Raw genomic sequence first — 10,488 nt, 5'->3', positions numbered from 1 at the left:
CAAGATATTTCTATTCTCGAAGGGAATCCGCGTCGACTATTCTCCCGTGGCAATGAGCGTTGCCCTGATCTTATTCGTTCTGCCCCAAAAGCTACCGGATCCGTTCTGGGTCATCTCGACTTGTTCATTCATGAATTATTTGCCTCTTCTAAAGGTCATCAATGAATACTGGAAAATCAAGGAGGCGGGGGTAACACTTGATAAAAGTAATTACCGTTGAATTCAATATATATTTATTGCGATTGGACTAGTATTCTATTTTACTACGGTAACGTATCTTATATTATCTTCGTTAAAACTAGTACTCGCGCTTTAATCAATATTCTTTATACGGCAGTATGGAAAACGAAAGGATTCAGAGCTGATCTAACGGATATAGAAAAATGGAAACGGATTAAATTGCCTAAATCGGGAAAAGTGGTGGATTTAGTGGATAGAGAAAGGAAAATTGAAGCAATTTTTTAAAATTGTAATCATTGATTGGCAGAGGTGGAGTTAAAAATTGGAAGAAGCTGAAAGAAGTGGCAAGGTTCCTTTTCGTAGGTGGTTCGCGCGATTCTTTGATATATTCCTATATTTACCCGCATCGAATCTTATTGTATATTTAATTTATTCCGGAACAAATAATGCGCCGATAAACCGGCTTAAAATTGCGGGAATCGTAGCGATATTTTTGGTATGGCCACTTTTCGAATCTTTGTTGATTTGGAAATTTGGGTCTACTTTCGGCAAATACCTTCTAGGAATTAAAGTTATAAGGAAAAACGGAGAAAAAATTAAATATTCAACTTCCGTAGTTAGAGTTTTTGCGGTGATGCTTTTTGGATATGGCCTATGGATACCTGGGTTAAGTTTATTTACTCTACTCTATTCTCTCGTAGCAATCAAGAGAAAGGAATCTTACTGGGACAAGATATTAGATTTGCAAGTAGTTAGCGAAAAGATGACTGCAAAAAGATTTGGAATTGCAGCCGTAATATTTGCTTTGGAAATTTTTCTTTTAGCCCGAGTCGCTGCAATTACGAATCAATAGTTGGTTCAGAAAGATGAAGTCACTGGTTATTTTTGCGTTCTTTACTTTGTATTAATCTTGGCACCTACAAGACGGCCAAGACTCTCGTATAGTTCCGCGCTTTGAAACCGAAGCGGAGTATGTTGATTTTTTCTACGCTCTTGAACCTGTACTAAAACAAATTTACCCTGATATGACTTTAGGCTGGGTGCAGAGAAATACTTCTCAATATGAATCGGATCTGGACAATATTCTTCTACCGGCAGATCGTGATTTCAAAAATAAAAAGAAGATATTTTTGACGCAGGTAAAGTCTGAAAATTTTGGCCCGCAAGTAGCCTCTGTAGTTACCCCACTTAAAACCGTACACCAAAGTTAGCTCCTTAGAGATAGGAGTAATACTATGAATAATACTAGTAGTAATGAAACGGTTCACGTAATCACCTCAGTTTAGCGGAGACGAAGGTGGTCGGTTCGGGAAAAAGAACCAATTATTCGAGAGACCTATGAGCCGGGAAATTCTGTTTCCTTAGTTGCGAGAAAGCATAATATAGCACCAAATCAACTCTTCCAGTGGAGACGGTTTATGGAAAGCGGCGCAAATAAAGGGATCGAGAACGAAGAAAATCTGGTTCCCGAGTCAGAAGTCAAAAAGCTTGAGCAAAGGATAAATACCTTAGAACGACTACTTGGGCGCAAGACGGAAGAAGTGGAGATACTCAAGGAAGCGGTCATCCTTGCTCATAAAAAAACTGATCTCGCAAAAGCCATTAGCAGGAATCGAAGGTTTCCAATGACAAGAATAGCCGAGGCATTAGGAGTGTCCCGATCGATCTTTTATTACGAGGCTAGTTTTCGTAGAACGAGAAAACCTGTGAACGAATTCAAAGAATACGTAAAACAAACTGTGTTTGGGGTTTGTGAAGTTCGTTCTACCTACGGATATCCTCGAGTAACAGCGCTTGTAAATCGGATCAATAAGAATAATGGCCTTCCTCGCGTGAATCACAAGCGGATCTACAAAATCATGAAGGAAAATAACCTCCTCTTGCAGCGCCACGCTCCTCGACCAAAACGAACTCATGAAGGCAAGATCATCGCCCTTAGAAGCAATATACGTTGGTGTTCTGATATCTTGGGTATTCGTTGTTGGGACGGACGTCTTGTCTGGGTAGCCTTTGTGATGGATTGCCATGATCGAGAAATCATCAATTACGTGGGTTCCACAGTTGGAATCGACGGAGAAATGATTAGAGACATGGCCTTTAAAGCTAAGGAACAAAGATTCGGAGACTCGAAAGCTCCTTCCACTCAGTTCTTATCGGATAACGGTCCTCAATATACGGCTTTAGCAACGGTAAATTTTATAGAAAGTTTGGGATTCGAAGTCTGCAACAAACACACCGGCTTATTCTCCAGAAAGCAACGGCATGGCAGAGGCATTTGTAAAGACATTCAAGAGGGATTACGCTTATGTAAACAGTTTAGATAGTGCTGAGGAAGTTCTTCAGAAACTTCACAATTGGGTTGACGACTACAACAAATTTGCTCCTCATAAAGGACTCAACATGATGTCGCCAAAGGAATTTATTGAATCTGAGTTAGCCTTGGTTGTATGATTTTTAGGGGTAACTCCAAACCCAATATTTCGTGCTCCTTTTAAAAGGATTACAGATGAGTCGTGTGTTGCCGCAAGATTTGATCGTTTTTTATAAATGAATATAATCACCGCATAATAATTGTTTATTTCTTAAGAAAAACTTGAATATAGGCGCCTGGTAAAACGAGACCGATACCATTGCCCGAATCAAACCCGAAAGTAGCCATGATCATGCCGATGGCTCTACCCTTTCTATCAAATACCAACGCACCACTTGCCCCCGGATAAGAAATTCCTTGGATTTGAATCAGAGGTACATTAGAAAAACGATTTGATATCCCACGTCGATCCAAATGGGATACGATTCCTTCCATATACGAACTTTGTAACCCATAGGGGCTCGCAATTGTCCAGACTCTTTCTCCAACAGATAGATCTACCCTTTCTCTATATTCTAATGCTCTTGTCGGAGCCGATAAAGCGGAAGATAATAAACCTAAATCGAAAAGAGGCTCGCTCTTCTTCAATGTGGCAGCCGAAGGGTTTTCTTGCTCCATTGCTACCTGGATCTTGTCCCCGGGAAAGAATACGTGCAACGCAGTTAAAATTGTACCGCTTTGATCTAAAATGAATCCCGTTCCGTTCGGGCGTTGATTGGAATCCTTATAAATCGTTACGATTCGAGACTCAATATCGTTTTTAATCGATCCTTCCACCAGAGAATGGAAGGAAGAATCTTGATTTATGTTACAATAAGCAAGAGAATAGGAAGTTAAAAATAGAATGAAACATTTATTCATAAAGACCTTTGCCCCTATATTTTGGAGCAAAGGCGGAAGGCTATGATCACTTGACCGAGCACGTAAATGTGGATAAATCGCAAAAGACCACATAGCTAGTCGTAGTGTTACTAAACGTCTTCGAAACGTTTACTGGAGAACCATTGACACTTCCAGTCGCAGAGATGCTTCCGGTCAACACGTCCGTGACAGACATTGTGAAAGTTCCTGAATATTTATTAGTCGTGCTATTATAAGTCACCGTACTAGTTCCTGCAGTCACCTGGGTGTTAAAATTCACATTTGCGTTGTAGGCTATTTTAGACACAGTAGGAGCGCCACCGTTTAAGGACAGATTCGTACTGGATACAGTAGAACTAACGGCAAGCGACCCGATTGTAGTTTGGGGAAAGTTAGCCAGCGATATGGTACTATAAACGTATTGTTCGGAATCATTCAGAGTCAAATCGCCGGAAGCTGTCGTTGTAACATATTTAGGGTAATTGATCCAATCTCTTGTCATCGTCGTGCAATTGTTTAATGTCAGCCCTCCATTCGCAGTAAAATTCACAGTTAAAGGCAAACTTGAGGTGGTTCCGCTCTGGCTGAGCGTTACTTGCAAATTATTGGCGGTCAAAGTTCCTGACCCTTGATTCAATATTCCTCCACAAGATGCAGTTCCATTGAGTATTGTATTGCAGCTAGTAGTTGTGCAAGAACCGCCCGTATGCTGAAGAGCAGTTTCAATGAATGATCCCAGAAGTTTTTGCTTTCTTTCTTTTTCAACGATCTTCATAACATTTGCGATTAATTGTTTCTTTTCCGATTTCGTTTTTAAAAACGCAACCTGACCGCCTTGAATTGCAGAAGAAACCGAACCCGTTCCCGCGGTCATCGAAGCGATCAATTGTCCCGAAGTAACCTGCGCTTGGGAACTCCCGGCCATCAGTAAAGCTAATGCCGTGTTTTCGTCATTGTTTTTGCCTGAAGGCTTACAATCGGAAAGCATCAGGACTGTCAGAATTGATAATAAGCTAATTTTCTGAATCATAGTTTTCTCCATTTCAATTTCTTAATTAAAAAACCCAATACCGCCCTTCATGAAAACGAATTTCGGAACATCTCTAGTAAAACCACATTCGCAAATCGAAATATCTCCTAAGGGATAAAAATTTGGTATGTGCGAGACAAATCGATATATGATCTCAAAATAAAAAATTATTCTACAAACAGCATTTGCGAATGTATGAATTTATCAATCAATATTAAATTATTTTCGAAAATTATTTTCGAAAAATCGGTTAAAATTCATAAATCGTTTCATTGCAACCGATTTTAACGCGATGGCAATAAAGTCTTAAATTCTTTGCAAATTCAAAGAATAAAAGAGATATCTATCTACTTCTACAGAAAACAATCTTACTAATTAGAAAAATAAAAAGCTTCAAAAACCCACGTCTTTCGAAATGCCCTTGATTTACTTATCATTGAAAGAATACCAATTGAATTCGCACTTACATGCAAAGAAAAAATAGCATTGTGGATTGACTTTATAATACATTAAAATAAATAAAACGGTTTATCATTTAAGGACGGCAGTCAAAGACAAATGAATTCTTTTGACAATCAAACGGGCAAAAAGATAAGATCTAAGATAATACCCGAATGGAAATTCATCTTGGTCAATTTATCAACCTTCGGTTTTTATCAATACTACTGGATTTATAAAAACTGGAAATTTCTCAAAAATGAGCAAGATCTAAAGATTTTTCCCTTAATAAGAACATTGCTATATCCATTTTATGCATATAGCCTATTCAGCAGATACAAGATATTTCTATTCTCGAAGGGAATCCGCGTCGACTATTCTCCCGTGGCAATGAGCGTTGCCCTGATCTTATTTGTTCTGTCGCAAAAGCTACCGGATCCGTTCTGGATCATCTCGACTTGTTCATTCGTCATTTATTTGCCTCTATTAAAGGACATCAACGAATATTGGAAAATCAAAGAGGCAGGGGCAATGCTTGTTAAAAGTAATTACCGCTGGATTCAATATATATTTATTGCGATTGGACTAGTATTCTATTCTACTACGGTAACATACCTAATATTATCTTCGTTAAAACTAGTACCCCCACTTTGATCAATATTCTTTCTGCGGCAGCATGAAAAATGAAAAGATTCGGAACTGATTTAATGGAAACGGATTAATTTGCCTAAATCGGGAAAAGTGGTGGATTTAGTGGGTATAGAAAGAAAAATTGTAATCATTGATGGCAAAGACGGAGTCAAAAATTGGAAGAAGCTGAAAGGTTCCTTTTCGTAGGTGGTTCGCGCGATTCCTTAATATATTCCTATACTTACCTGCATCGAATTTTATTGTATATTTAATTTATTCCGGAGCAAATAATGCGCCGATAAACCGACTAAACATTGCAGGAGTCGTAGCGATATTTTTGGTATGGCCGCTTTTCGAATCTTTATTGATTTGGAAATTTGGTTCTACTTTCGGTAAATACCTTTTAGGAAATCAAGTTATAAGGAAAAACGGAGAAAAAATTAAATATTCAACTTCCGTAGCTAGAGTTTTTGCGGTGATGCTTTTTGGATACGGTCTATGGATACCGGGGTTAAGTTTTTTTACTCTACTTTATTCTCTCACGGTAATCAAGAGAAAGGAATCTTACTAGGACAAGATATTAGATTTGCAAGCAGTTAGCGAAAAGATGAGCGTAAAAAGATTTGGGATTGCAGTCGTAACATTTGCTTTGGAAATTTTTCTTTTAGCCTTAGTAGCCGCAATTACTAATAAATAGTTGGTTCGGGAAGATGAAGTCACTGGTTAAACTTTTTTGCGTTCTCTACCTTGTATTAGTCTTGCCACCTATAGATGGCCAAGACTCTCGTATAGTTCTGCGTTTTGAAACCGAAGCAGAATATGTCGATTTTTTCTATGCTCTCGAACCTGTGCTGAAACAAATTTATCCCGATATGTCTTTAGGCTGGGTTCAGAGAAATACCTCTCAATATGAATCGGATATAAATAATATTATTCTGCTGGCGGATCGCGATTTCAAAAATAAAAGGAAAGTATTTTTGACGGAAATCAAGTCGGAAAATTTTGGTCAGCAAGCAAGCTCGATAGTAGAAAAGGGATATGCTGTTCTCGCAAAAAGGAAAAAAACAAAACCAAATGAAGCAAGTTGGTTGGTAATCATTGGATATTTGGATAATGGAAAGATATTAATCGTCAATGACTCTAAACTGGGCCCCGCCTTACAAATCGCTCCAAGAGATGTCGGAATAGGATACTATCTTTTTACGGAAGATAAAGCCGCCAAGAAAAAATGATCTTCACCTTAAAGAACTAAACGATTCAGGAAACGTATGAAAGGAATAGCTATCTTGTTGATTGTACTGTCTTTAGGGACGGCGGATTGCCAATCTTTGGGAACCGCTAGCGTAAGAGAAAAAACGAATAATTTTCAAACCATACTGCGTAAAAATGGCCTTTTAATTCGCCAAGTAGTTCCACCGAAATTTACACCTGTGGCTGTGGATGCTGAAATACCTTTTCGCCACAACTATGCGATAAAATCAACGGATGGAGAGATCGAAATCCGATATAAGATTATCTCGATTCCCGAATATCTTAAGGAGTTCGAAGAAGTTAAAAAAAATTATCCACAAGCGATCCTCGTCCCTCCGAAGAAAGACGACTATCTAAAAGAATTTATTATGAATTTACAAAATTTAGCCGGCAAACCGGAAAATATAATGGGCTCCAAGCCGTTTCCCGAAAAAGCGGTGAAAGATGAGTTTGGCGCCGACTGGGGCAGCAGTTCCCATTTAATATTGAATCCGGAATATGATAAAAAATATACATATTGTATGTTGGTCGTGTTACACAAAGATCAAGTAGCCGACGTGTACGTTATGTATTTGGCGAAAGACCTGAATGAACTCACGAAATTTTTAAAAGAAACCCACCTATTTTACAATATAAGATTTCTTTGAAGCAATACACCCCTTCTCCATCAGAAGATCTGAACCGAAATATCCGTCGGACTCACAATAGGTTGGGTACTGGGGTTCTGGTACGTATACTGAACCATAAGAATCCCGGAAAATGCGATGGGAAATTTATATGCAACACTGTTCGCTGAAGAGGACGTCATTTGGAGAGAAAGACCGGTCGCTACATCTACGTTCTTACAATATTTCTCGGGGGCAATTCTAATTCCTGCGTTCGTGCTGCCTCCAAAAAGTAAGTCGTATACGTGGAGTAAAAACTTACGCTTTGATTTGCCTGAATATTAATCAAATAATATGCGTTATACGTGTAGATATTGTCGGGACTAACCTGGCCCAATTTTAAAATCCGGGGATTGGTGGAAACCGTTCCCGCCCCGAACATGCAACTGGAATTCAACAATAGTAAGTTGTTGATGACCGAATCCGTTTCACTTTTACCGTGCTTGCAAGAAAGAAAGACGAAGAAAGACGAAGAAAATTGAGACTGCTATTTTATGGATTTGATTCATATATTCGCAAATTCGTTCCCCTAAAAACCAGATTCCAACCAACGACTTATAAAGCAATCAATTGCTTCAAAAGATATCGTTACGTCCGGCATCCGCAAAAACGAACTTGACTTCGCGCTTTCACCTCCGAACATAAAATTCCTCACAAAAAAGGCAAGAATCGAATGACGCAATCTTCTCGACCCTCTCTACTACATATCGCGATTGTAATCCTGTTTCACATAACGTTCTCCGCTTGTTCCACGACAGAAGAAAAACGTCCTCGTGCACTTACACCGGACCTCAAAAAAGAAGTCATCTTACAAATCCGACAACCGGCCGGATTCCAAGAGGCTTTGTTTTATCCCTATTACCGCGAGTCGCCGATGATAAAAGTCAACAATAAGTGGATCGAAAAACAAACCCTCGAGGCCTCTGATCTGACCTTCCTAGAAAAGGGCACGCGAAAAAGCCTCGAAGCCTGGGGCGCCGACTATAAGGAAAGAGGATCGGAAGGCCAATTCACGAAGATTACCCTAGTTCCGATTCGATTGCTTCTGATTCCCGATTACCTAGGATTAGCAGAATACCTGGTGATTATCCAGGATCCTCAAACCCGAAAGGAATGTACAAAACGCTTCGGGACTTACGTAGCCGGAGAGTATTCGGATTCTCTCATACGTAAAATCCTCTGGAAGGGAGCTGCGGAACGAACCGGACAAGCACTCTCCGAATGCTCCGGAGTGCAAGTTCCTCCGACCCCCGAATATGTATTTTCTCCCAGTCTCTGGGAATTCGGTAGCGGATTTTGGGACCTCTTCGGCGGAGAACCCACACGCTACGTCGTAAAATACTCGGAGACCGAAAAAGATACTGTTGCTCGCTTGCCGGAAAAGATTCGTTACACGGAATGCGTGTATATCGTGGCCAACCCCTCCGGTGCCCGTTGCGGACATTACGGAACCTTTACCACACCCCCGATCGATTGGAAGACTCGGTACCGCGAGTTGCGCACTGAGGATCTCCTACGGGAAATCAGATAAATTCCCTCTCTAAAATTAAAGATTCGTAATAATCACCAGTAAGAACAGGAAAAACGGAAAAAGCCAAGTCAGAATCGCTCTTCCATAATTCTGGTCGAAGACGACTCTACACATCCGAACATAAAAAAAGCACTGAAGGATCACACCCGAAAAGAAAAGGATTCCGTTCAGGCTCAAAAAAGTTACCATCTGAAATACGTCTGTGCGAATGCTCGCAGGCGAGATATTAAACAGAATCAGGACGGGAAAAAAAGTCAAAAGAACGTACAGACCCGACGAAAAAGCGATCCCTAAAATTCGTGCAAAAGAACGCTCCTTCTCCCCCAGAACCCAAAGAGCCAGATAACTACTCCCTGCCGCATATACCTGAAACAAGATCAAAGAGCCCGACAAGAAAAAGATACTATAGGGAAACGAGTTCATCAGATATAAGGACCAAGCGATCTTCTTCTGAAGATAAAACTCCCTCATCTGCCTGGAATATTCCTCCAAGTAAGGAAGATTGAATAAGGAAACGAATAGATTGAATAGGATATAGGTCCCCAGGAATAGACAGAAAATCTGAACGGTCTGCTTCAGGAATTCGGAAGGAGAAAGCTCTTGAACGGATCTCGGATCCGCGCCGAAAGCCCAATTCCTAAACAAGTATCTCGTGTATATGTTGTTTGTCAAAAAAGTCCGAATGGATTCCGAATTCAGTTTCATTTTCTTTTTCCTTTATGGTGTTTTTTTGTCGGAGTCGTCGGTTCCGTTTTCGGGACGATTCGTTCTTCCCTTTGTTCTAACTGACGGTCCATTGCCCAGGTTCCGCGAAATACGATCAAACCTTCGGGGGAAACGAGAGTGCCGAATCCGTCTCTTTTTCCTCCTTTCCACGATCCAATGTATTTGGAACCGTCTACATACATATAAATTCCTTCCCCTTCGGAAATCACACCGTGGGAATAGGTTCCCGAGAGGCTTGTGCCGTCGGGTAGTCGTAAAACTGCCTTCCCTTCCGGTTCATCGTTCAACCAATAACCTTTCAAAACGGTACCATCAGCCCAAGTGTACGTTCCGTTTCCCTGTTTATGATTCATGACGAACGTACCTTCATATTTGGCGCCATTCGGATAAGTATATTCGCCTTCGCCGTGCTTGAGCCCGTTTAACCAACTACCCTGAAAATAATCTCCCTGGGGATTTCGGTACACTCCGTATCCGACAGGAACCTTATCCTTCAGCATCCCTTCGTAAATGTCTCCGTTACGATATTCCAAGGAGCCGAGACCGTCCTTACAGTTTCCGGAGATGCACTTGGCATTTCCCCACGACCGTAAAAACAGAAAAATCACTGCAACAAAAACGATGGCGACTGCGACTCTAATCGATCCGGACAGAGCGCGGAATCTGGAGGACACAATCGCTGCAATGGATTTCAAAAAAGGAACGAAACCTTTTCTTCCTTCTCCTATCTGAGACGATGGTGGAGCCTGAAACGTCCGAGGCGCCGGGGATTCCGTGATTTTGGGTTCTTTTTTTTTCTTCATAA

At 40.6% G+C, this 10,488-nt stretch carries 9 protein-coding genes and 2 pseudogenes; 7 read left to right on the top strand and 4 right to left on the bottom strand.

The features are described 5' to 3' along the window. From EHO60_RS17185 to EHO60_RS03305, 3 genes and pseudogenes are all read left to right on the top strand, one after another. The coding region (locus EHO60_RS17185; RefSeq protein WP_210409313.1) for a hypothetical protein at positions 1 to 220 on the top strand (220 nt) is incomplete at its 5' end. 282 nt (positions 221 to 502) lie between these two features. After that, a complete protein-coding gene (locus tag EHO60_RS03310; RefSeq protein WP_135766759.1) occupies positions 503 to 1,033 on the top strand; it encodes an RDD family protein in 531 nt (176 codons plus the stop codon). Positions 1,034 to 1,415: 382 nt separating this feature from the next. Continuing rightward, positions 1,416 to 2,631, top strand: a pseudogene (locus EHO60_RS03305) (IS3 family transposase). Between the two features lie 124 nt (positions 2,632 to 2,755). On the opposite strand, the gene EHO60_RS03300 reads toward EHO60_RS03305, so the two are convergent. Further along, on the bottom strand, positions 2,756 to 3,412 hold the full coding sequence (locus EHO60_RS03300) for a S1 family peptidase (RefSeq protein ID WP_167880145.1): 657 nt from the start codon (positions 3,410 to 3,412) through the stop codon (positions 2,756 to 2,758). Between the two features lie 46 nt (positions 3,413 to 3,458). Continuing rightward, positions 3,459 to 4,442 carry a hypothetical protein gene (locus tag EHO60_RS03295; protein WP_135766757.1) on the bottom strand — a complete coding sequence of 328 codons (984 nt, stop codon included), beginning with the start codon at positions 4,440 to 4,442 and terminating at the stop codon, positions 3,459 to 3,461. Between the two features lie 1,276 nt (positions 4,443 to 5,718). On the opposite strand from EHO60_RS03295, the pseudogene EHO60_RS17360 reads away from it, so the two are divergent. From EHO60_RS17360 to EHO60_RS03275, 4 genes and pseudogenes are all read left to right on the top strand, one after another. Then, positions 5,719 to 6,081 (top strand): annotated as a pseudogene (locus tag EHO60_RS17360) (RDD family protein); the annotation flags it as partial. 139 nt (positions 6,082 to 6,220) lie between these two features. After that, the gene (locus tag EHO60_RS03285; protein ID WP_246028117.1) at positions 6,221 to 6,742 is read left to right on the top strand and encodes a hypothetical protein; all 522 of its coding nucleotides are present in this window, start codon (positions 6,221 to 6,223) and stop codon (positions 6,740 to 6,742) included. Between the two features lie 36 nt (positions 6,743 to 6,778). Continuing rightward, complete coding sequence (locus EHO60_RS03280) at positions 6,779 to 7,408, top strand: hypothetical protein (protein ID WP_135766756.1); 630 nt, start codon at positions 6,779 to 6,781, stop codon at positions 7,406 to 7,408. Positions 7,409 to 8,099: 691 nt separating this feature from the next. After that, on the top strand, positions 8,100 to 8,957 hold the full coding sequence (locus EHO60_RS03275; RefSeq protein ID WP_135766755.1) for a hypothetical protein: 858 nt from the start codon (positions 8,100 to 8,102) through the stop codon (positions 8,955 to 8,957). 15 nt (positions 8,958 to 8,972) lie between these two features. Here EHO60_RS03275 and EHO60_RS03270 read toward each other — a convergent pair whose 3' ends face one another. Together EHO60_RS03270 and EHO60_RS03265 are read right to left on the bottom strand one after the other, a co-directional pair. Beyond that, positions 8,973 to 9,662: a hypothetical protein gene (locus tag EHO60_RS03270; RefSeq protein ID WP_135766754.1), complete on the bottom strand. Its 690-nt coding sequence runs from the start codon at positions 9,660 to 9,662 to the stop codon at positions 8,973 to 8,975. Continuing rightward, on the bottom strand, positions 9,659 to 10,486 hold the full coding sequence (locus tag EHO60_RS03265; RefSeq protein WP_135766753.1) for an MORN repeat-containing protein: 828 nt from the start codon (positions 10,484 to 10,486) through the stop codon (positions 9,659 to 9,661). Before EHO60_RS03265 ends, EHO60_RS03270 begins: the two co-directional genes overlap by 4 nt. Positions 10,487 to 10,488: the final 2 nt, after the last annotated feature.

Origin of the sequence: Leptospira fletcheri (genome assembly GCF_004769195.1) — a bacterium.
GTDB lineage: Bacteria > Spirochaetota > Leptospiria > Leptospirales > Leptospiraceae > Leptospira_B > Leptospira_B fletcheri.
Note: the sequence above shows the minus strand (reverse complement) of the source record. Positions and strands in the feature narration are given on the sequence as shown.

Excerpts from the sequence above, each read along its gene's own strand:
- EHO60_RS03270 (WP_135766754.1), bottom strand. The coding sequence starts at position 9,662 with ATGAAACTGAATTCGGAATCCATTCGGACTTTTTTGACAAACAACATA.
- EHO60_RS03295 (WP_135766757.1), bottom strand. The coding sequence starts at position 4,442 with ATGATTCAGAAAATTAGCTTATTATCAATTCTGACAGTCCTGATGCTT.
- EHO60_RS03265 (WP_135766753.1), bottom strand. The coding sequence starts at position 10,486 with ATGAAGAAAAAAAAAGAACCCAAAATCACGGAATCCCCGGCGCCTCGG.
- EHO60_RS03300 (WP_167880145.1), bottom strand. The coding sequence starts at position 3,412 with ATGAATAAATGTTTCATTCTATTTTTAACTTCCTATTCTCTTGCTTAT.
- EHO60_RS03285 (WP_246028117.1), top strand. The coding sequence starts at position 6,221 with ATGAAGTCACTGGTTAAACTTTTTTGCGTTCTCTACCTTGTATTAGTC.
- EHO60_RS03280 (WP_135766756.1), top strand. The coding sequence starts at position 6,779 with ATGAAAGGAATAGCTATCTTGTTGATTGTACTGTCTTTAGGGACGGCG.
- EHO60_RS03275 (WP_135766755.1), top strand. The coding sequence starts at position 8,100 with ATGACGCAATCTTCTCGACCCTCTCTACTACATATCGCGATTGTAATC.